The organism is Actinoplanes sp. NPDC023714 (genome assembly GCF_040639855.1).
In the GTDB taxonomy this organism is placed as follows: domain Bacteria; phylum Actinomycetota; class Actinomycetes; order Mycobacteriales; family Micromonosporaceae; genus Actinoplanes.
Window position 1 is genome coordinate 344,113 of the sequence record NZ_JBFAAR010000006.1, and the last position, 20,414, is coordinate 364,526.

A 20,414-nucleotide genomic window follows, 5' to 3' on the forward strand; every position below is an offset into this window, starting at 1 on the left:
GCTTGCCCGCCGCGCGTGCGTGCGGGCTTGAGACCGCGCGTGCGGCTGAGGGACGGGCGCGCGGCGGGCGGTCAGCTGGCGTGGGCTTGGCGCGGGCGGGTTCGGAGCTGCCTGCGGCGCTGGGATTCGTGTGGGGAGCGGGGTGGGCAGTGGCCTGTCATGCCGGAGCGGAAGAGGCCGTTGGCTATGCGCTGGTCGGCTGCCGCCCGGAGCTCGTCCTGGAGGTCGCCTTCGCGGAGGAGGACTTCGGGGCCCAGCAGGGCCTCCAGGGTGTCCAGCGCCCCGGCGTAGTCGCCGTGGTCGAGGCGCGCCCGTACGTCGGGGAGGTCCTCGGGGTGGCGGATCGTGGCGTCGATGGCCTGGAGGCAGGGCATCGGGGTACCGCCCAGGGCCACCAGGAGCTGCTCGCGGCGGAGTTCGTCCGGGTCGTGGTCGAGTGGGGCGAGGACGCCGTTCACCAGGCCGATGCGGTGGCGGGCGCCGTCACAGTCCACCAGCCGGGAGTGCCCCGTGGGATGGGTGTCCGCGGGCGGCGGGTGTTCGCCGGGCGGCCGGGGCTTCCAGCCGGGGTCGGGTGCCGGGACGGCCGCGGAGATGAGGGGGTGCAGCTGGTCGGGGATCAGCCGGCCCGCTTCGAGGAGCAGCAGGTCGTCCGGTACCCGCGTGGCGGCGTGAGGGAGCACGGCGATCGTGGACGATCTCCCACCGGGAACGGGGGTGAAGCGTTCAAAGATCGGCCTGGGTGGCGAATGTCAGCCGGCGGCTGCCTGACAACCGCACCGCTATCGGGCCGTCGGCGAGAGCGTCGGCTTCGCGGAGGATTTCTGCTTCGGCGGCCCAGCGGTGGACGGCGAAGCCCGCCCCGGCCAGCTCCGCGAGCTGCGGGGCCGCCCCGGGCAGCTCGGCGAGCTGTGGGTCCGCCCCGGATAGTTCGGCGAGCTGTGGGGTCGCCCCGGGCAGCTCGGCGAGCTGTGGGGCCGTCCGGGACAGTTCGGCGAGCTGTGGGGTCGCCACGGGCAGCTCGGCGAGCCGCGGAGTCGCCTCGGACAGTTCGGCGAGCTGCGGGGTCGCCTCGGGCGGAACGTCCCTGAACCGCCGCTCGCCCCTGCCGCCGTCGTCTGGCGCCATGACCGGGCGGGCCCATGGGTCGGGAGTTCGCTCCGGTGGTGCGGCGCCGCATCGGCCGGGGCGTGCCGATCGGGGCCACCACTCCGCTGCCCGGGTGGCGTCCCACAGGTGGCGGTGCAGGTCGAGGCGGAAGCGGCGGTCGGGGCGCGGGTGGGGGTGCGCCCGCGGGAGCGGGTCGGAGCGGTCCCACAGCGACAGCGTCACCCGCTGGCCGGCGTCCGCCCAGGCCGGGGCGGTGCGCGCCACCAGGTGCAGGCCGTTGTCGTAGCGGGCCAGCGACACCGTCGACGCCGGCCTCAGCAGGCCGGTCCGGCCGGAGCGGGGGAGGTTGCCGCGCAGCAGATCCGGCGCCAGGCGGCGCAGGTCCGCCCGGAGCCGGGCGGACACGTCGGTGCCGTGGCGGCGGGCGGTGGCTCTCAGGTCGAGGTCCACGTCGAAGCGGGCGGCGGCGCAGGCACCGGCCCAGTCGCCGGCGAGGCGGCGCTCGGTCGCCTTCGCGATCATCGGGAGCGGCACGGCGTAGGCACGCACGCGCAGCCAGGAAGTCAGCCGGTCGTCGTTCACCGGGGTCGGGGAGCGCATCAGCACTCACCTTCGGCGAACGCGACCCCCAATCCGTTCCAGGAGGTGTTCATCGCGGAGGAGCGTACAACCCGGAGCGGCCCGCCGGAAAGCGGGATTGACAGATTCGAATCTTTGGATTGCGGTGGAGGGCGACATCCTTCGACGCCGCAGGAGGTTCGATGCGCTGGCCAGCGATCCTGACCGCCGCAATGCTCACCACGTCGATCCTGACGATTCCACCCGGGGCCGCCCAGGCAGCCCTCTCCCCGGCAGGGGACATCTCCCTGGACCCCGGGCAGACCGCCCTCATCCGATTCCAGCTCGCCGACGAGGCCGCCTTCGAGCGCCTCCTGACCAGCGGGGCCGACATCGCCGCGCGACCCCGCACCACCCCGGACGCCGTGCTCGCCGACGTGGTCGTCAACGATCGGGAACTCGCCGCGCTCACGAGATCCGGTGCTGAGCCCGTACAGATGATCCCCACGGCCGGGCGGCAGGCGACCTCCGCTCTCCGGGTCGCGAGCGCCGACACCCTGCAATTCCTCCAGGCCTACTGGTGGACCAGCAAGGGGCAGACGTTCCTGCAGACCCAGGTGGCCACGACCGCGACCGACGACCCGGACGTCGAGATCACCGTGACCTGGACGGCCGCGGACGGCACGACCGGCTCGTATCCGCTGGTCCGCTTCGAGGACGCGGACGAGTACCAGTACCACTACGCGCTGCCGCAGCCGCTTCCCGCGAAGCCGGTCAAGGTCACCGCGACGTCCAGCCTCGGCGGGCAGAGCCGGGCGATCACTCCGTCGTCGTGGCCGGGCAGCACCCCGCCGGCGCCGCCGGCCGGGTACCAGAAGGACTTCATCAGCGCGTACATGACGCCGGCCGACATCACCGCGCGGATCAAGCGGCTGGCCCGGCAGTACCCCAAGCTCGTCGACGTGATCAACCTGCCGAACAAGACGCAGGGATACCGGCGGACGGCCGCCGCGTATCTGGGCGACCCGGCCGTCGCGGCCGTCGTCGTGGAGTCGGTCAAGTTCGGTGACCAGGGGTTCAACGGCGTGCAGGTGCGCACCGTGGATCCCGGGAGGGCGAATGCCACGCTGCGGGCGACGTACAGGGATCGGGTCTTGACCTTGAGTCTCGCCACCGGAGCCGGCGGTGAGGTGATCAGCACGACCACGCAGGTCGCCGCCTTCATCTCGGCGAAGTATCCGCAGAAGTTCCGCGCGTTCACCGAGAAGGACGCGATCATGCCGGTGGTCGCGCCGGTGCGGCTCGACGACGGGCTCGCCGGGACCGAGGTGCCGACGAAGCCGCAGACCGTGCAGGCGCTGCGCATCGGCAAGGTGCGCGACGGATCGAAGCCCGGGGTGCTCGCCTATTCCCAGGAACACGCGCGTGAGTGGGCGACGCCGCTGGTCACGCTCGAGTTCGCCGAGCGGCTGCTGGCGAATTACGCGACCGATCCGGAGACGCGGTCGCTCGTGGACGGCACCGACGTCTTCATCATCCCGACGGTGAACCCGGACGGTGCGAATTACTCCTTCAACGACTTCAACTTCCAGCGGAAGAACCTGGTCAACCACTGCACGGGCGTCCAGCGGGACCCTCGCTACCGTAACTCGTGGGGTGTGGACGTGAACCGGAATTATGCCGTCGGTTCTTACTTTGACGGATATGTCGGAGGCAGCGCGAACTGCCTGTCCGGGACTTTCGCGGGAACGTCCGAATTGTCCGAAGCGGAGAGCCGGAACGTTGTAGCGTTGGCGTCCCGGAACTCGAACATCAAGTTCTCGTTGAACGTGCACAGCTACGGCGGCTACTTCATGTGGTCGCCCGGCGCCTACAAGATCCCCGGCCGGATCACCCTGCCCCGGCCGTCGATCGAGGAGTCCGCGTTCTTCCTGAGCAGCGCCAAGCGGATCGTCGGCGCGATCGCCTCCTCGCGGGGAACCGTGACGTGGCCGTCCTACACCGGTCCGGTCGCCGACGTGCTCTACTCCGCGGCCGGCAACTCGGCCGACCACCTGTACTACGACCTGGGCATCACGGCCTGGAACTTCGAGGTCGGCAACGATCTCTGGAACCCGGCCACGCAGCAGTGGGAGGGCGTCGGCTTCCAGCCGCCGTTCGACGAGGCGCACGCCGAGTCGCAGGAATACGCGGCCGGGCTGGTGGAGCTCGTGCGCATCGCCCGGGATCAGGGCGACGCGCGTTAGTGGCGGTGGGTGGGCGCGCTGGGTGATCCGGTTGCGCCCGCCTCCGTGTACGAGGGGATGGCTGCGCTGTTGATGCTGTCCCGTGCATGAGATCGGAGCGATGGGCCGCAGCCGGCGGGGATCGGCTGCGGCCCGTTGTTGCCGGGGGCCGCCTGGGGATCCGGCCTTGACCGGGAACCGCCGCGGTCGGCGAGGGGTGGTGGCGGGTCGCGGTGGTGGGCCGCGGTGTCCTGCGGTGGGTGGGGCGTTCTCCGGCGAGTGGTTGAGGTGTGCTCGGAATGCTAATCGTTTTCGGACTTTTGGTGATCGGATAACGGGTTGGTTGCGGACTCCACGGAATATCACTTCCGGGTGATCGGAATGGCGAATAACGATCACTTTTCTGCCCGCTATGTCCGGAAAAATCTGGACTTGGGCTTGATTACTGCTGTGTAACTGATCGATTTTGGCGGGGTTTCGGAGCACGAATCGTAGATCCGGTAAACCTCAGTCAGTCGATCGGCTATGGCTATGTGCGAAGAGTGCCTCCGACCGTTACGTTAAGTACGTGCCCAGCGGCCCCGGCCGTTGGCACGGATCCGTCATGACCTGGCCCGACCGACTTTCATCGAGATCAATAGAAGTTCTGTCGCCCCGTTGTCGGTGGAATGGACACGAGGCGATAGAAAGATAAGTGCATCCAGCGGTCCTTCGACGAGGGTGGTGTGATGATCCGGGTCGTCGTTGTCAGAGACGAGGGATACTTCGGTGTCCCGGTGCGGACGTTCCTCGAGACCGAACCGGACATGCACTACGTCGACACCCTGCCGATCGGCGGCGATCTGGCGCAGCGGGCCGCGCAGCTCTGGCCGGGCGTCGTGGTGATCGACACGGAATACATGGTGAGCCAGGTGCTGCCGATCGCCGACGCGCTGCACACCGCGATCCCGTCCTGCTCGATGCTGCTGCTCTGTGACCCGTCGAAACGGGGGATGCTGCCGCCGCGGCGGTGGAACGGCGGGCTGAACTTCCTGCTCAAGGACTCCTCGCCGGCCATGCTGGCGGACGCGGTGCGCCGCCTCGCCCGCGGCGAGCGGGTGGTGTCGCCGATGCTCCAGGCCGCCTCGCTCAACACCGATCGCGGGCTCAGCACGCGGGAGCTCGAGGTGCTCGGGCTCGCGGCCGAGGGGGAGTCGGTCAAGGAGATCGCCGGCCGGCTCTACCTGTCCGGTGGCACGGTCCGGAACTACCTCTCCGCGATCATCTCGAAGACCGGGGCGCGCAACCGGCTCGACGCCATCCGGATCGCCCGGAAAGAGGGCTGGCTCCGGTGATCGATCAGGAGCCGGAGAAAGCTGAGATGCCAGGGCCCGGAAAAGAGCTGATCTACCAGGGCCCTCTCAGCGCGACCGCGTAGCGTGGGAGGCGATGCCAAGCCACCTCGACATCCCCGCCCTGCCCGTGCTGCTGCCCCTGGGCCTGGCGCTGATGGTCGTGACGTGGGTCGTTCTCCAGGCCCGCGGCCGGGTGGGCTTTTTCAGTCTCGCGGCGGGCTGGTTCGCCGGCTGGTGGGCGGTCGCGGTGCTCGGCGCGACGATGCTGCCGATGCACCTCACCTGGGGCCCCGGTTCGGGCGACCCGCAGCTGTTCCGCATCCTGTTCGTGCCGTTCCTCGACATGCGCCCGATGGACTTCGTGCTGAACACGGTGATGACGCTGCCGCTCGCCGCGATCCTGCACACCGTCTTCGGCGTCACCGGCAAGCGCCGGGTGGTGCTCACCGGATTGGCGCTGAGCCTCGCCATCGAGCTGACCCAGGCGATTCTGCTGGTGACCCTGCACGGCAATCGATGGGCCGACGTGAACGACCTGATGTCGAACACGCTCGGCGCGTACCTCGGTTATCTGCTGTTCCGGCGGCTCATGCGTTTCGCACATTTCCGCCGGGCAGTGGAAAAGTGCTCTCCCGTACGCGAGGGCCGCGCGGCGCCAGCAGTGGTGCGATGACCTTGCGCTTGCCGGGCCGGCCCGCGATCCGCTCGTAGAGGCGGCCGACCGAGGCGGCGAGGTGGTCGGCGTCGTACCGGGAGCCCGCCGACCGGGCCGGCAGCCGGTCGCCGCCGCGCTCGGCCAGGCAGAGCAGTTCGGCGCGGAGCGCGCGGGGCAGCGACTCCCGGTCGCGGGCGGCGAGCCGGTGGGTGCCGCGCACCGCGGTCCGCGCCTCAATCCGCTCCTCCAGCGGCGGGCAGGTCGCGTAGAGCGCAGGCAGGCCGCAGGCGATCGCCTCGAGGGTGGACAGGCCGAAGGTGGCCGGGCCGGGCGAGGCGAAGACGTCCATGGCGCAGAGCAGCTCCCGGGTGTGCGCGACCGCCCCGGCGAACAGCACCCGGTCGGCCACCCCCTCGATCACCGCGAGGCGTTCCAGCGTGGGCCGCGCCGGGCCGTCGCCGACCAGCAGCAGGCACGCGTCCGGCACCTCGGCGATCGCCCGGATCAGCAGGTCGAACCGCTTGTCCGGTTCGAGCCGGCCGACCCCGCCGACCAGCGGGACACCGGGGGCGACGCCGAGCCGGGACCGGGCGGCCTCGCGCAACCGCCCGTCGAAGCGGAACTCGGCGGGCTCGATCGCCTTCGGGATCATGGTGACCCGGTCGTCCGGCACACCCCAGGACCGCAGCCGGTCGGCGATCGCCGGCGACCCCGCGACGGTGACCTCGCCGAGGCGCTCGGCGGCCAGGTAGAGGGCGCGCAGGCCGGGCGAGACCCGCCGGCCCTCCAGTACGCCGGTGCCGAGGTGGTGCTCGGTCGCGACCACGTGCCGCACCCCGGCCAGCCGCGCGGCGATCCGCCCCTGGACCGAGGCGCGGTAGAGGTGGGTGTGCACCACGTCGTACCGGCCCGCGCGGATGAGGGTGAGCAGCCGCCTGATCGCGCCGGGGTCCTTGTCGCGGCCGGTCAGCACCCGATGCACCGGAACGCCGTCGGCGATGTGATCGAGAGGAGGTGGAGCAGTCTCATCAAAGGGAGGCGCCAGGAGGACGACCTCGCTGTCGTGGGGCAGCCGGCGCACCAGCAACCGCACCTGATGGCCGGCGCTGCCCGGCCCCCGGGTGCTGATGACGTGGAGCACCTTCATCGTTCACATCCCCCGGTCGCATTGACGACAGAACGCTTGCGACACCCGCGCAGAAAGACGCTGCCAAAATGGGTGGCCCCGGCGGAAGTCGCAGATGTCATGCATAAGGTGAGAGCTTCTCGCTCCCAGCATGACATCCTCCCCCGAATGGCCATGCTGACGAGGCCGAACGTTGTGATCATTTCGCGAGAACGATGAACATGAATGATCCTCGCGTAGGCCATGACAATTGCTACTGTAATCGGGGTTCCCCGGCTGCAAGTCTAATTCTGCAGAAAGCTTGAAACGGTCATCTGAGGCGAGTGGGCGGAAGAGGTATTCCGTCGGCTCGCATTTATTATCACGCAAAAAATGGCGTGAGAAATGCGTGTTCGAGACCGGCATCGTACGAGGGGGATTCCATGCAGGAACGGCGATCAGCGTCGCCCTGGTTCTCGAGCGTATTACCCGGCCGGGCCGCCCGGGCCGGGGCCGACGCGCTGGCCCTCGCGGCCGCGCTCTTCATCGCCACGCTGCTGCGGCACGACGGGCGGGTCGAGGAGACCGACTTCCGCGGCCTGCTGGTGCTCTCCGCGATCGGGGCGGTCGTGCACACCCTGGCCGGCATCAACTTCGGCCTCTACACCGGACGCTGGGCGTACGGGTGCTTCGAGGAGATCGCGGCCCTGGTGAAGACGGCCGCCGTGGTGACACCGGTCCTCTTCCTGCTGGACACCCTGCTCGGCCGGCTCGTGCCCCGGTCCGCGATCATCGCGGCCGGGCTGTTCGCGCTGGTCATCGCGGCCGGCGTGCGCTACACGGTCCGGCTGGCCCGGGACAGCCGGCTGCGGCCCTCGCCCGAGCACGGCATCCGGGTCGTGGTGATGGGCGCCGGCGAGGGCGCCACCCAGGTCATCCGGGCCATGCTGCGCAGCCCGCGCAGCCCGTACGTGCCGGTCGCGCTCCTCGACGACGACCCGGCGAAGCGCACCTACCGGATCATGGGCGTGCCGGTCGCGGGGAACCGGGACGCGATGGCCGACGTGGTCCGCCGGTTCGACGCCGAGGCCGTGGTCATCGCGATCCCGAGCGCCAGCGCCGACCTGATCCGCTCGCTCACCGACCTGGCCCAGCCGCTCAACGTCGACCTTAAGGTCGTCCCGCCGGTGGTCGAGCTCTTCGGCCGGACCGTCCGGGTCGAGGACATCCGCCCGGTCAGCCACGAGGACCTGCTCGGCCGCCGGGAGATCGGCATCGACCTGGCCGCGGTGGCCGGGTACCTGGAGGGCCGCCGGGTCCTCGTCACCGGCGCGGGCGGCTCGATCGGCTCCGAGCTCTGCCGCCAGGTGGCCCGCTTCAACCCGGCCCGGCTCGTCATGCTCGACCGCGACGAGTCCGGCCTGCACGCCGTGCAGCTGTCGCTCGACGGCCGCGGCATGCTCGACGACCGCAATCTCGTCGTCGCCGACATCCGCGACCAGCAGCGCCTCGACGAGGTCTTCGCCGAGCACAAGCCGCACGTGGTCTTCCACGCGGCCGCGCTGAAGCACCTGCCGCTGCTCGAGATGCACCCCTCCGAGGCCCTCAAGACCAACATCATCGGTACGTACCAGATCCTCCAGACCGCGATGCGGCACAACGTGGACCGGCTCGTCAACATCTCCACCGACAAGGCCGCCGACCCGTGCAGCGTCCTCGGCTACTCGAAGCGGATCACCGAGCGGCTCACCGCGGCGGCCGACGCCACGGCGACCGGCACCTACTGCAGCGTCCGGTTCGGCAACGTGCTCGGCAGCCGCGGCTCGGTGCTGACGGCCTTCGCCGCGCAGGTCGAGGCGGGCGGCCCGATCACGGTGACCCACCCGGACGTCAACCGGTACTTCATGACCGTCCAGGAGGCGGTCCGGCTGGTGATCCAGGCCGGCGCGCTGGACAGCAGCGGCGAGGTGCTGGTCCTCGACATGGGCGACCCGGTCCGGATCGCCGACGTGGCGAAGCGCATCGCCGACGCCGCCGAGGGACACATCCAGATCGTCTACACCGGCCTGCGGCCGGGCGAGAAGATCGCCGAGATCCTGCTCGGGCCGGACGAGCCCGATCACCGGCCGAACCATCCGCTGATCTCGCAGGCGCCGGTGCCCCCGCTGGACGGGGCCGTGCTCTCGCTGCTCGACCCGTCGGCGAGCCGCACCGACCTGATCGCGGTGCTCAAGTGGCTGGCCGAGAGCCCGGCGCTGCCCGCGGTGCTCCAGAACACCGTCGTGCCGACCGCCTGGCACCGCCCGGCACCGCGCAGCAAATCGCGGCACACGGAAGCCGTCCCACCGGCCCGGCTGCCGTGATCAGACGACCCAGAACCGCCCGAAAGCGCAAGAAGGCCGAGTCGAAGGCCGCCGAGACCATGAAGGAGAGCACGCCCATGCGGGTCGTCATCGCCGGTCAGGGCTACGTGGGGCTGCCGCTCGCGGTCCGCGCCGCCCAGGTCGGCCACCAGGTCGTCGGCTTCGACGTCGACGACGACCGGATCAAGCGGCTCGCCGCCGGCGAGTCCTACGTCGACGACGTCTCCTCGGCCGACCTCCAGGAGATCCTCGCCTCCGGGCACTTCCTGCCGTCGGCCGACCCGCGCTCCTGCGCCGGCTTCGACGTCGCGGTGATCGCGGTGCCGACGCCGCTGCGGGAGGGCACGCCCGACCTCAGCTACATCGAGGACTCGGCCCGCATCCTGGCCCGCTACCTGCGTCCCGGCGCGACCGTGGCGCTCGAGTCGACCACCTATCCGGGCACCACGACCGAGCTGGTCGGGCCGATCCTCGAGGAGGGGTCCGGCCTGATCGCCGGCGTCGACTTCCACCTCGGCTACAGCCCCGAGCGGATCGACCCGGGCAACCGGGAGTGGAACCTCGCCACCACGCCGAAGGTCGTCTCCGGCATCGACCCGGCGTCGCTGGAGCGGGTGCGCGCCTTCTACGCCTCGGTCGTCGAGCAGACCGTCCCGGTCTCCGACCCGAAGGTCGCCGAGCTCGCGAAGCTGCTCGAGAACACCTTCCGGCACGTCAACATCGCGCTGGTCAACGAGCTCGCGGTGTATGCGCACGACCTCGGCATCGACGTCTGGGAGGCGATCGACGCGGCCAGCTCGAAGCCGTTCGGCTACATGCGGTTCGTGCCCGGCCCCGGCGTCGGCGGGCACTGCCTGCCGATCGACCCCTCCTACCTGTCCTGGCGGGTGCAGCGGACGCTCGGCCAGAGCTTCCGCTTCGTCGAGCTCGCCAACGACATCAACAACCACATGCCGGACTACGTCGCCCGCCGCCTCGTGACGGCGCTCAACAACCGGCGCAAGGCGGTGAACGGCTCGACGATCCTGCTGCTCGGCCTCGCCTACAAGAGGAACAGCGGGGACGCGCGCGAGTCGCCGGCCCGCCGGGTCGCGGCGCTGCTGCTGGACATGGGCGCCGAGGTCCGGGCGGCCGACCCGCACGTGGTCGAGGACGCCCACGTCGACAGCCGGGTCGCCCGGGTCTCCCTCACCCCGGAACAGCTGGCCTCCGCCGACGCGGTGGTGCTGCTCGCCGACCACGACGCGTTCGACCTGGACCTCGTGGTCCAGCACGCCGCGTACGTGCTGGACACCCGCCACCGGCTGACCGGGCCGAACGTCGAGTCGATCTGAGAAAGAGACAGCGGAGGTAACAAGTGGTACGCACCCTCTGGAACGGCACGCAACGTCTGGTCGCCGCCGTCATGCTCTTCTTCCTGTGCCCGCTGATCCTCGCGATCGCCGCGTGGATCCGGATCGCCGACGGCCGGGGCGTGCTCTTCGTCCAGGACCGGGCCGGCCGCGGCGGGAAGCCGTTCCGGATGCTCAAGTTCCGGTCGATGGTGCACGACTCGGTCGCGCTGAGCGCCCAGCTCGGCATCGACGACCCGTTCGGCCTGGTCGAGAACGACCCGCGGATCACCCGATGCGGCCGGTTCCTGCGGCGGACCAGCCTCGACGAGCTGCCGCAGCTGATCAACGTGGTGGCCGGGCAGATGAACCTGGTCGGCCCGCGGCCGGACGTGCTGCCGCAGGTCGCCAACTACTCCGCCGAGGACGCCCGCCGGCTCGAGGTGAAACCCGGCATCACCGGATGGGCGCAGGTCAACGGCCGGGACGACATCGACTGGCCGCAGCGCTTCATCCTGGACCGCCACTACGTCGACAACTGGTCGCCGCTCCTCGATGTGAAGATCCTTTTCCGTACGGCGGTGACGCTGCAACGCGGGGAACCGCCGGTCCACGTCGACACGCTCAACATCGTCCGGCAGAAGGCGCCGTCCCCGGAGGACGTGACCAGTGCCGTCTGAGATCGGATCGGAGTTCCACTGGGATCCGGCCGTCCTGCGCGGCGCCGAGCAGAACGAGCTGCCGCGCGGCGAGCTGTTCGCGACCGGATGCGGCGCGCTCAGCGAGCTGCTCCGGATGCTCGGCCCGGCCGGCCGGCTGCATGTCCCGTCGTACTTCTGCATGGGCGTCGCCGAGGCGCTCTCCGAGCGGACGCCGATCGCCTGGTACCGGCACCTGCCGGACGGCCGCGGCCCGCGCTGGGAGACGTTGCGGGTCCGGGACGGCGACGTGGTCCTCGCGCAGAACCTGTTCGGCCGGGAGGGGGCGCAGGGCCGGCTGTGGAACGCCTGGATCCGGGCGCACCCCGGGATCCCGGTGATCGAGGACCACTCGCACGACCCGCTCAGCGACTGGGCGCGGGCGAGCGAGGCGGCGTACGCGGTGGCGTCTCTCCGCAAGACCCTGCCGCTGCCGGACGGCGGCCTGCTCTGGTCGCCCCGGGGCCTGTCGCTGCCGGCGCCGCGCGGGCCGGAGAGCACCGGCGCGCACCTGAAGCTGGCCGCGATGCTGCTCAAGGCGTCCTGGCTGGCCGGCGGGACCGTCGCCAAGGAGCACTTCCGGTCGCTCCAGCAGCAGGGCGAGCACGACCTGCTGGGCAGCGCCGGGCCGGCCTGCTCGTTCACCCGGGCGGCGCTGCCGGTCATGGACGTCGCGGGCATCCGGGAGGCGGCGACGGCGAACGCCCGCGCGCTGCGGACGCGGCTCTCCGCCCGTACCCATGGCCTGAAGGTCTCCGGAGACGGCCCGTTCCGCCTGCAGCTGGAGTGCCCCACCACCCAGGCGCGGGATGCGCTGCAGGCGCGACTGGCCGGGCACGGGATCTATGCGCCGGTGCATTGGCGGCAGGATCGGCACCGGCTCTGGAGTGGTGATCACGAGGCCGCCGACCTGGCCGGACGGATGCTCACGCTGCCCGTCGACCATCGGTGCGGACCAGGCGATTTGTCGCGAATGGCGGAGGTGGTGCACTCGTTCGCGCCGGTGCTCGCCGCCTAGGGTCGCGGGGATCGAGGGATCGGCATATCATCATTGCGTGATTTGTCGATCAACGCAGCGTGACCGGGGGCGGTGAGCCGATGACCACCGCGGGCTGGATAGCACTCGGCCTCGCCGTCTACGGCGCCCTGAGTTACGCGGTGGGATCGATCCTCCAGGCCGTCGGCGCGTCCCGCAGCCACAACACGGTGAGCACGCTCGGCCACCCGCTCTACCTGATCGGCATCGCCCTCGACATCTCCGCCTGGGTCGCGGCGATGTTCGCGCTCCAGCATCTCGCGGTCTACGTCGTCGAGTCGGTCCTGGCCGGCTCGCTCGCCGTCACCGCCGTGCTGGCCTGGCTCTTCCTCAAGTCGAAGCTGCGGCACCGCGACGTCGTCGCGATCGTCTGCACCGGCGCGGCCCTCACCACGCTCGCCATGTCGGCGGGCACGCAGCACGAGATGTCGCCGACCTGGACCGTGCGGATCGCGTTCTGCTGTGCCGCCGTCGCCGTGGTGATCCTCGGCTGGGCCACCACGCGCATCGGCATCCCCGGCCTGATCGCCGGGGTCGGCGGCCTGTCGCTCGGCGGCGCCGCCCTGACCGGCCGGGCCCTCGCGCTGCCGCCCGGCGCGATGGACTCGTTCGGCACCGCCGTCGTCGCGATCGCGACCGAGCCACTGGTATGGGCGTTACTGATCTTTCCGATCAACGGCATGATTCTGTACGCCAACGCGCTCCAGCACGGCGACGTCGGCAGGGTGACGGCCGTGCACTGGACCGGAGAGGTGGTCGGGCCGTCGGTGATCGCCCTGACGCTGCTCGGCGACACGGTGCGCCCCGGCTGGGAGGCGGCCGCCCTGATCGCCGGCGTCGCCACGATCGGCGCCGCCGCGGTCCTCGCCTACGCACCGGCCACGGTCGCGGTGGAGAAGGCGGCCGAGGGCGCGCCGGCGACCGCCGTCACGGTCCCGCCGCAGGCCGGGCTCGCGCTCATCCCGGTCGAGGCGTGGCGGCTCGCCATCCCGCCGGAGGCGCACTGGCCGGCGTTGCAACCCCCGCTCGTCCGGGGTTACGGCACGTTCCTCTGGTGGGGGTCGGCGTCCACGCCCCAGCCGCTGTGGGTTCCGCCCGACCGCTCGCTGAACGTGCCGGGCGCGCTGCCGGCCTGGGCCGGTCCGCAGCTGCCCGACTCCGGCGAGGCTCGCCCGTCGGCCCGGCCGGCGCGGCAGGCTCGGCCGGCGCGGCACCGTGCCGGGCAGCGCCGCGAGCTGCCGTCGGGCCGGCACTCCTCAGCCGCCTGATCCCGGCGCTTCTGGCCGGGACAGCCCGCGGTGCAGGAAGTCGATCAGCCAGGTGAAGCTCTCGTCGACGTCGGTGTCCATCTCGAAGCCGCCGCCCGCCTCGATCAGGGCGAACCCGTGGAAGACGCTGCGCAGCATGCGCATGGCGTGCACGGTGCCGTCCGGGTCGACCGGATAGCCGGCGAGCACCGCCCGCAGCGAGCCCAGGACCCGGGCGCCGGCCACCGCGACCGGGTCCTCGGGGGAGCGGGCGTCGAGGCGCATGGTCGCGGCGTACCGCCCGGGGTGCTTCACCACATAGGCGCGGATCGTCTGGGCCGCGGCGGTCAAGGCGTCCCGGCCGGACCGGCCCTGGAGCGCGTCGCGAAGCTCGTCGCCGACCTCGGTGAGGGCCAGGACGGCGATCCTGCGGTTGATCTCCGCCTGGCTGCTCACGTGCTTGTAGAGGGACGGCGCGCGGACGCCGAGACGCGTCGCCAGCAGGGCCATCGTGACGTTCGGCAGCCCCACCTCGTCGGCCAGGTCGGCGGCCGCGGCGACCACGGCGGCGGGGTCGAGTCCGGCCCTAGGCACCGGTGGCCGCCGTGCTCGTGGCCTTTTCGAGGAACGGCAGCATGAGGGCCACGGTCTCGTCCGGGTACTGCGTGTGCGGGTAGTGGCCGGCGCCGTCGATCACCTCGACGGTCCCGATCCCGTCGGGCATCGCCGCCACGACGGCGGCGCCCTCGGCCCGCGGATCGGCCCAGTCGGGGTCGAGAGAGCCTTCGATGATCAGAGCGGGCCGGCGTACGTTCGGAAGCTCCGCCCCGGCGTCGGCCGGGCTGGTCTGACCCATCTTCTGCAGCGCCTTCATCCGGCCGGGCTCGTTCAGCATGGCCGCCATGCCGCGGAGCTGCGCGTCCCAGTCGGCGGGCCTGCGGCCCGGCACGGCGACGTCGAGGTACCGGTGCCACCACTTCACGCTGCCCAGCATGGCGGTCATCAGCAGCCGGGTCATGCCGGTCCGGTACCGCTTCACCCGCAGGCCGCCGAGGCTGATCGTCTGCGCCCGGGTGAACGGCGCGAGCTCGACGATGCCGCTGACCAGCTCGGGCGCCTTCGCCGCGGCGATGGTGACCGCGCCGCCGGAGATCGAGTGGCCGACCAGCACGGCCGGGCCGCCGAGGTGCTTCACCAGCGCGATCAGGTCGCCGGCGATGTCGGTGCGGGAGTACGACGGCCAGACCGCGCTGGACTCGCCGGCGCCGCGGATGTCGACGCTCGCGACCCGATAGCCGGCGGCCACGAGCTGCGGCACGACGAACCGGTAGGAGTGCCGGCTGTCGCCCATGCCGTGGGCCAGGACGACGAGGGCGCCCTCGCCGGTGACGTCGTAGGCGATCGTGCCGCCGTCGATGGTGAGCATGGGTTCCTCCCGGTGTGGCTAATGTTGTTAGCTAAAAGCTAATGGCATTAGCTTCCTTCGTCAAGTGGCACGCCGGATCGATGCCCGTGGTCGCCCCGGCGCAGTAGCATCGGGGCACCATGGACCTGCGGTGGTGGACGATCGAGGTGCTGGGCGGCGCGGACCGGTCCGCGGCGCTCTGGCATGACGTCCACGGCAACGTCCTGGTCGAGGCCGCGATCGCGCACGGGGCCTACGACTGGGCGTGGCGCCGGCAGTCCTGGGGCCTGATCTTCGAGATCGGCTTCCGAGCCGATGACCGATTCGGATCATTCCGCGACCTGCCGGCGGTCCGCGCGGCTCTCGACGCGGTCCCCGATCCGGTGAACGGTCTGCTCATCTATCCGGGCCGGGGCGGCAGCGCCGGTCAGGTGCTGCCGCGGCATCCCCGGCCGCGGGCGGGCGCGGGCGCGGCGCCGATCCCGCGCGAGCCGTCCTCTGTCCGGGTGGCCCTCGCCGCCGCCGAGCCGCCCCCGACCCGGGCCGGCGTTGGAGCCTCGATCGCCGGCTGAGCCCCGCAGGCCTCCATCACGTGCCTGAGCTCTTCGCAAGCCTCTCCATCGCGCGCTTGAGCCCTCCGCAGGCCTAATCCTCAGCCTAGGATCCTAGGACGCTACAGAACGTGGCATGTCGGCTTTCCTACGCGACTGAACGCCCGTCACCGGGTCGGCGTAAACCCCAGGTAAGACACCTGGAAGGCGGGGGCGATGGCTTTCTACGGCGACCCGGACGAACTCGACCGGCTGGCGGCCGGTCTGCGCGCCAAGGCGGCCCGGATCCGCGACGACGCCGCGGCGCACGAGGCCCGCGGCCGGACCGCGCGGTGGGTCTCGGACGGCGCCACCGCCTATCGGGAGCAGCTCGCCCGGGACCGGGCGGAGACCGACCGGCGGGCCGAGGGGATCGAGCACGCGGCGGCGTTGCTGGTCGCGCACGCCGACGAGGTGCGGCAGGCCCTCGCCGCGATAGCCCGGATCGAGAAGCAGGTGACCGACTGGTTCGCCGACCAGAAGCGCGCCCTCACGGACCTGGCCGGCGGCGTTCTGCGCCGGGTGACCGGCAACGTCCCCTGGGTCGACTGGCCGATCGGGCCGGACAGTCTTCCGGAGCCCGGCGACGTGCGCTGGCTAGAGGTGGGACGGTTCATGAGCAGGCAGGGTGCGTTGTGACCGCGCGGCGGCTCGTGCTGAGCCACGCCGAGATGGCCGAGCTGGTCGCCCGGGCCGGCGTGACGCTGCCGCCGGGCCTCGTCCCGGAGGACGTCGTCCCCAAGGGTGACTGGAGTCCCGAGGAGGAGCAGGCCCTCGCCGTGAACGTGGCGGTGCTGGCGCGGCCGGTCGTGGCGGTACGGATGGAGACGGCGGTGCCCGGCCGGGTGCTGCGCGGGCTGTTCAGCGTGTCCGGGCATCTCGGGGCGAGCCTGTTCACCCTGGCCGACGCCAGTGTGGAGCTGTCCCTGTTCAACGCGATCGACCTCGGCCCGGAGCTGCTCCGGGCCGTCCCCGATCCGCTGTCCCTGCCCGACGACACGCTCAGCTTCGCGCTGAACCCGGAACTGGGCGACGGGCTGTGGGGCACCGTCGACCTCGCCGATCTGGAGTGGCAGCCCTGGATGCCGCAGCGCGGCGACGACCTCGCGGCCCGGGCGCGGACGGTGACCCGCGGCAGCCTGTCCGCCCTGATCACCGGGCGGTCCGCCGACGGCGGCGTGCTGGCCGGCCAGGTGGCCTGGCTACTGACCGGGGAGTGCTGGACCGGCCTGCGCCCGCTGGAGGACGGCAGCCGCCGGGTGCGCCTCGAGCCGGTGGACCGCGCCGACTTCCCGACCTGGGTCGCGCCCCACGTCACCGCCATCCTGGAGGCCGGCCATGCCTGAGCCGATCAGCGCGCGGGGAGCGGAGCCGGCCATGCCTGAGCCGATCAGCGTGCGCGGGAGCGGAGCCCGCCATGCCTGAGCCCGCGACGATCTCCGGTGGGGCCGGCGGCGTCGACGCCGACTACGACGACATGTTCACCCTGGCCGACAGCAGCGACGACCTGGCCCTCACCCTCGGCCGGATCAGCGGCGAATGCCATCTGGTCGTGGGCGACCCCGACCTGCTGGCCTCGGCCGCGCTGGCGCCCGCGTCGGCGGCCCGGTTCACCGGCGCGCTGCTGGCCGCCCTCGACGGCCCGGACGGGCTGACCGCCCAGGCCGCGGTCTTCGGCACCCGGGCGCTGAGCCTGCGGGCGGCGGTGGCGACCTACGAGGCGACCGACCGGGTGCAGGCCGCGCTCATCGACGCGGTGCGGTTCACGGCCGGGCTGGCCGCCCCGGTCGCGCTGCCCGGCGTCGTGGCGGGCGCCGGCCTGTTCGCGGTCACCCACCCGGGGGCCGTCGCCGCGCTCGTGAAGGACCCGCCGGACATCCAGCGACTGCTCACCGACCACCCCGGCACGGTCGACACCGTCGTCGGCGCCGGACCGGGATTGATCAGCTGGCTGCCGGGGGTCGGCATCACCGGCGTGCCGGGCGCCGCCGACCTGATCGCGAACCTCTACCCGGACGGCCGGCACACGGTCACCGACGCCGGGGTGGACCCGGATCCCCGGACGGCGCGGCCACCCGCCGGCATCGGCGACCTCGTGGACGGCCTCGACCACCGGAACAGCGCGGTGAAGGGCGGCGAGCCGGACCGGATCGACGTACGGGTGATCACCGCGACGGACGGCAGCCGGTCGTACGTGGTGGACATCCCCGGTACGAAGGACTGGAACGGTCCGCTCGGCCACAACCCGGAGCTGAACGACCTCGGCACCAACCTGCACGTGCTCGGCGGCGACGTCAGCACCCGCGAGCTCGCGATCGCCGACGCGCTGCGCCGGGCCGGGGCGGGCAGCACCGACCCGGTCATGCTGATCGGCCACTCGCAGGGCGGCATGGTGGCGGCCCAGGCCGCGCACGACCACGGCAGCGCGGCGTTCGACTTCAACGTGACGCACGTGGTGACGGCCGGCTCGCCGGTGGGGCGGATCGACGTGCCCGGCGACGTGCAGGTGCTCTCGCTGGAGAACCGGCACGACATCGTCCCGCACCTGGACGCCGCGGACAATCCGGACCGCGCCAACTGGACGACGGTGACCTTCGCGAACCAGCACGGCACGATCGGCGACGACCACTCGACGACGGTCTCCTACCTGCCGGCGGCCCGGGAGCTGGACGGCAGCACCGACCCGTCGATCACGGCGTTCCGGGAGAGCGCCGCGAACTACCTCACCGGCGCGACAGTGGAGAACCGCGTCTACGAGCTGACCCGCGTCGAGGCCGCGCGATGAGGAGGCTGATCGTCGTGCTGGTCCTCGCCGTGTTCCTCGCGGCCTGCGGCGACAGCCCGGGCGAGCAGCAGCACAACGACGTGATCACCGACGCGATGAGCAGCGCGCTCACCGCCCGCGACGACGTCGTGGACGCCGAGATCGTCTATCAGAACAACCTGGACGCCTCCGCCTCCGCCGCCGTGAAGGTGACGGTCGCCGAGGGCGCCGACCCCCGGCCGGTCGCCGACGAGGTCGTCCGCCTGCTCTGGACCAGCACCCTCACACCGCTCAACGGGGTCAGCGTCAGCGTCTGGGATGTCACCGACAACAAGCGCAGCGACGTACGGATAATGTCCTTCAAAGACGCCGCGACCAGGAGCGATCTGGAAGCCGAGCTGGGGCCGCGGCCGGTCACGTAGCGAGCCCCGACGGGAACGCGCCGACCCCATCACGAGCGCTCCGACCAGGTCCCGGTTCTTTCGCACGGGTCCACTCTGGCGCGGTTGAAGATCCATTGCATCCGACCACGGTCGTATTCGTCATCCGCCACTACTGACGGTTCTGCTTCGGTGACGGATCGAGAAACATGACGGTGACAGCGACGTCACACATTGGAGGCGCACCATGTCAGGCAACAGAGCGGTTGTCTACCAGGGTCCCGGCCGGGTCGAGATCGTCGAGATCGACTACCCGAGTTACGAGATGAAGGACGGCCCCGGCGTCAACAAGATGAACGTCGGGCGCAGGACTCCTCACGGCGCGATCCTGAAGACGGTCGCCAGCAACATCTGCGGCAGCGACCAGCACATGGTCCGCGGGCGCACCACCGCCCCGGAGGGCCTGGTCCTGGGCCACGAGATCACCGGCGAGGTCATCGACGTCGGGCCGGACGTCGAGTACATCCGGGTCGGCGACGTGGTCTCGGTGCCGTTCAACATCTCCTGCGGCCGGTGCCGCAACTGCAAGGAGCGCAAGACCGGCGTCTGCCTCAACGTGAACCCGGACCGTCCCGGCTCGGCGTACGGCTACGTCGACATGGGCGGCTGGGTCGGCGGCCAGGCCGAGTACGTGATGGTCCCGTACGCCGACTGGAACCTGCTCAAGTTCCCCGACCGCGACCAGGCCCTGGAGAAGGCCCTCGACCTGGCGATGCTCAGCGACATCTTCCCGACCGGCTACCACGGGTGCGTGACCGCGGGCGTGACGACCGGCTCGACGGTCTACATCGCCGGCGCCGGACCGGTCGGCCTCGCCGCGGCCACCTCGGCGTTCCTGCTCGGCGCCGCGGTCGTCATCGTCGGCGACCTGAACGACGAGCGCCTCGCCCAGGCCCGCAGCTTCGGCTGCGAGACCATCAACGTGGCGAACGGCGACCCGGTCGAACAGGTGCAGCAGATCCTCGGCCGCGCCGCCCCGGCGATCGGCCAGCCCCTCGTCGACTCCGCCGTCGACGCGGTCGGTTTCGAGGCGCGCGGCCACGGCCAGGACTCCGGCACCGAGAAACCGGCCACCGTGCTGAACTCGCTGATGGACCTGACCCGCGCGGGCGGCGCCATCGGCATCCCCGGCCTCTACGTCACCGGCGACCCGGGCGGCGTCGACGAGGCTGCGAAGGTCGGCTCGCTCTCCCTGCGCCTCGGCCTCGGCTGGGCGAAATCGCACTCCTTCGTGACCGGCCAGTGCCCGGTCATGAAGTACAACCACGGCCTGATGATGGCGATCCTGCACGACCGCGTCCAGATCGCCAAGAACGTCAACGCCACCGCCATCCCGCTCGACGAGGCGCCGCAGGGCTACCAGAACTTCGACCAGGGAGCAGCCCGCAAATACGTCCTCGACCCGCACCACTCGATCCGCCGCTGAGCCCTCCCGCTCCCCAGCCGCGCCGCGCACCCGTCCTGCGCGGCGCGGCCTTTTCATTTCGTACGGATTGAGCGGCCGCCCCCGACCGCATCAACGGAGTCCCCGGCACGCAAACCCTGCGGCCCCT

The 20,414-nt window shown here is 71.4% G+C and carries 18 protein-coding genes and 1 pseudogene; 14 read left to right on the forward strand and 5 right to left on the reverse strand.

Annotation, left to right across the window (positions count from 1 at the left end; all coding sequences use genetic code 11):
- Window positions 1-71 precede the first annotated feature (71 nt).
- Together AB0G10_RS27215 and AB0G10_RS27220 are read right to left on the reverse strand one after the other, a co-directional pair.
- The gene (locus AB0G10_RS27215) at window positions 72-683 is read right to left on the reverse strand and encodes a hypothetical protein (RefSeq protein ID WP_360927410.1); all 612 of its coding nucleotides are present in this window, start codon (window positions 681-683) and stop codon (window positions 72-74) included.
- Between the two features lie 544 nt (window positions 684-1,227).
- A pseudogene (locus AB0G10_RS27220) lies at window positions 1,228-1,710 on the reverse strand (hypothetical protein); the annotation flags it as partial.
- A gap of 161 nt (window positions 1,711-1,871) precedes the next feature.
- On the opposite strand from AB0G10_RS27220, the gene AB0G10_RS27225 reads away from it, so the two are divergent.
- The 3 genes from AB0G10_RS27225 (at window position 1,872) to AB0G10_RS27235 (ending at window position 5,900) form a co-directional block, all read left to right on the forward strand.
- Window positions 1,872-3,914, forward strand: a complete 2,043-nt coding sequence (locus AB0G10_RS27225; protein ID WP_360927413.1) for a M14 family zinc carboxypeptidase — start codon at window positions 1,872-1,874, stop codon at window positions 3,912-3,914.
- Between the two features lie 707 nt (window positions 3,915-4,621).
- Entirely contained in the window at window positions 4,622-5,227 is a 606-nt protein-coding gene (locus AB0G10_RS27230) for a response regulator transcription factor (protein WP_360927416.1), read from the forward strand.
- Between the two features lie 94 nt (window positions 5,228-5,321).
- Window positions 5,322-5,900 carry a VanZ family protein gene (locus tag AB0G10_RS27235; RefSeq protein WP_360927419.1) on the forward strand — a complete coding sequence of 193 codons (579 nt, stop codon included), beginning with the start codon at window positions 5,322-5,324 and terminating at the stop codon, window positions 5,898-5,900.
- Here AB0G10_RS27235 and AB0G10_RS27240 read toward each other — a convergent pair.
- Complete coding sequence (locus AB0G10_RS27240) at window positions 5,815-7,029, reverse strand: glycosyltransferase (protein WP_360927422.1); 1,215 nt, start codon at window positions 7,027-7,029, stop codon at window positions 5,815-5,817. The genes AB0G10_RS27235 and AB0G10_RS27240 overlap by 86 nt on opposite strands.
- Window positions 7,030-7,430: 401 nt before the next feature.
- Here AB0G10_RS27240 and AB0G10_RS27245 point away from each other — a divergent pair, with 401 nt between their 5' ends.
- From AB0G10_RS27245 to AB0G10_RS27265, 5 genes are all read left to right on the forward strand, one after another.
- Window positions 7,431-9,350, forward strand: a complete 1,920-nt coding sequence (locus AB0G10_RS27245; protein ID WP_360927425.1) for a nucleoside-diphosphate sugar epimerase/dehydratase — start codon at window positions 7,431-7,433, stop codon at window positions 9,348-9,350.
- A 77-nt stretch (window positions 9,351-9,427) separates the two neighbouring features.
- Window positions 9,428-10,684: a nucleotide sugar dehydrogenase gene (locus AB0G10_RS27250; protein WP_360927428.1), complete on the forward strand. Its 1,257-nt coding sequence runs from the start codon at window positions 9,428-9,430 to the stop codon at window positions 10,682-10,684.
- Between the two features lie 23 nt (window positions 10,685-10,707).
- Window positions 10,708-11,361: a sugar transferase gene (locus tag AB0G10_RS27255; RefSeq protein ID WP_360927431.1), complete on the forward strand. Its 654-nt coding sequence runs from the start codon at window positions 10,708-10,710 to the stop codon at window positions 11,359-11,361.
- Window positions 11,351-12,397, forward strand: a complete 1,047-nt coding sequence (locus tag AB0G10_RS27260) for a hypothetical protein (RefSeq protein ID WP_360927434.1) — start codon at window positions 11,351-11,353, stop codon at window positions 12,395-12,397. Before AB0G10_RS27255 ends, AB0G10_RS27260 begins: the two co-directional genes overlap by 11 nt.
- An 80-nt stretch (window positions 12,398-12,477) precedes the next feature.
- A complete protein-coding gene (locus tag AB0G10_RS27265; RefSeq protein WP_360927437.1) occupies window positions 12,478-13,683 on the forward strand; it encodes a hypothetical protein in 1,206 nt (401 codons plus the stop codon).
- On the opposite strand, the gene AB0G10_RS27270 is transcribed toward AB0G10_RS27265, so the two are convergent.
- Both AB0G10_RS27270 and AB0G10_RS27275 read right to left on the reverse strand, forming a co-directional pair.
- Window positions 13,672-14,256, reverse strand: coding sequence for a TetR-like C-terminal domain-containing protein (locus tag AB0G10_RS27270; protein WP_360927440.1), 585 nt, complete (start codon window positions 14,254-14,256; stop codon window positions 13,672-13,674). The two genes, AB0G10_RS27265 and AB0G10_RS27270, sit on opposite strands and share 12 nt — an antisense overlap.
- Window positions 14,249-15,088, reverse strand: coding sequence for an alpha/beta hydrolase (locus AB0G10_RS27275; protein WP_360927443.1), 840 nt, complete (start codon window positions 15,086-15,088; stop codon window positions 14,249-14,251). Before AB0G10_RS27275 ends, AB0G10_RS27270 begins: the two co-directional genes overlap by 8 nt.
- Before the next feature lie 119 nt (window positions 15,089-15,207).
- Here AB0G10_RS27275 and AB0G10_RS27280 point away from each other — a divergent pair, with 119 nt between their 5' ends.
- The 6 genes from AB0G10_RS27280 (at window position 15,208) to fdhA (ending at window position 20,287) form a co-directional block, all read left to right on the forward strand.
- Complete coding sequence (locus AB0G10_RS27280) at window positions 15,208-15,639, forward strand: hypothetical protein (RefSeq protein ID WP_360927446.1); 432 nt, start codon at window positions 15,208-15,210, stop codon at window positions 15,637-15,639.
- 195 nt (window positions 15,640-15,834) lie between these two features.
- Complete coding sequence (locus AB0G10_RS27285; protein WP_360927449.1) at window positions 15,835-16,296, forward strand: hypothetical protein; 462 nt, start codon at window positions 15,835-15,837, stop codon at window positions 16,294-16,296.
- Complete coding sequence (locus AB0G10_RS27290) at window positions 16,293-17,003, forward strand: hypothetical protein (RefSeq protein ID WP_360927452.1); 711 nt, start codon at window positions 16,293-16,295, stop codon at window positions 17,001-17,003. Before AB0G10_RS27285 ends, AB0G10_RS27290 begins: the two co-directional genes overlap by 4 nt.
- A 71-nt stretch (window positions 17,004-17,074) precedes the next feature.
- On the forward strand, window positions 17,075-18,442 hold the full coding sequence (locus AB0G10_RS27295) for a hypothetical protein (protein ID WP_360927455.1): 1,368 nt from the start codon (window positions 17,075-17,077) through the stop codon (window positions 18,440-18,442).
- Window positions 18,439-18,843, forward strand: coding sequence for a hypothetical protein (locus AB0G10_RS27300; protein ID WP_360927458.1), 405 nt, complete (start codon window positions 18,439-18,441; stop codon window positions 18,841-18,843). Before AB0G10_RS27295 ends, AB0G10_RS27300 begins: the two co-directional genes overlap by 4 nt.
- A gap of 205 nt (window positions 18,844-19,048) precedes the next feature.
- A complete protein-coding gene (gene fdhA, locus AB0G10_RS27305; protein ID WP_360927461.1) occupies window positions 19,049-20,287 on the forward strand; it encodes a formaldehyde dehydrogenase, glutathione-independent in 1,239 nt (412 codons plus the stop codon).
- The last annotated feature ends 127 nt before the right edge of the window (window positions 20,288-20,414 follow it).

Bases quoted from the DNA above. Each gene is read 5' to 3' on its own strand.
- AB0G10_RS27225 (WP_360927413.1), top strand. From the start codon at position 1,872: ATGCGCTGGCCAGCGATCCTGACCGCCGCAATGCTCACCACGTCGATC.
- AB0G10_RS27230 (WP_360927416.1), top strand. From the start codon at position 4,622: ATGATCCGGGTCGTCGTTGTCAGAGACGAGGGATACTTCGGTGTCCCG.
- AB0G10_RS27235 (WP_360927419.1), top strand. From the start codon at position 5,322: ATGCCAAGCCACCTCGACATCCCCGCCCTGCCCGTGCTGCTGCCCCTG.
- AB0G10_RS27240 (WP_360927422.1), bottom strand. From the start codon at position 7,029: ATGAAGGTGCTCCACGTCATCAGCACCCGGGGGCCGGGCAGCGCCGGC.
- AB0G10_RS27245 (WP_360927425.1), top strand. From the start codon at position 7,431: ATGCAGGAACGGCGATCAGCGTCGCCCTGGTTCTCGAGCGTATTACCC.
- AB0G10_RS27250 (WP_360927428.1), top strand. From the start codon at position 9,428: ATGCGGGTCGTCATCGCCGGTCAGGGCTACGTGGGGCTGCCGCTCGCG.
- AB0G10_RS27265 (WP_360927437.1), top strand. From the start codon at position 12,478: ATGACCACCGCGGGCTGGATAGCACTCGGCCTCGCCGTCTACGGCGCC.
- AB0G10_RS27275 (WP_360927443.1), bottom strand. From the start codon at position 15,088: ATGCTCACCATCGACGGCGGCACGATCGCCTACGACGTCACCGGCGAG.
- AB0G10_RS27280 (WP_360927446.1), top strand. From the start codon at position 15,208: ATGGACCTGCGGTGGTGGACGATCGAGGTGCTGGGCGGCGCGGACCGG.
- AB0G10_RS27285 (WP_360927449.1), top strand. From the start codon at position 15,835: ATGGCTTTCTACGGCGACCCGGACGAACTCGACCGGCTGGCGGCCGGT.
- AB0G10_RS27295 (WP_360927455.1), top strand. From the start codon at position 17,075: ATGCCTGAGCCCGCGACGATCTCCGGTGGGGCCGGCGGCGTCGACGCC.
- AB0G10_RS27300 (WP_360927458.1), top strand. From the start codon at position 18,439: ATGAGGAGGCTGATCGTCGTGCTGGTCCTCGCCGTGTTCCTCGCGGCC.
- fdhA (WP_360927461.1), top strand. From the start codon at position 19,049: ATGTCAGGCAACAGAGCGGTTGTCTACCAGGGTCCCGGCCGGGTCGAG.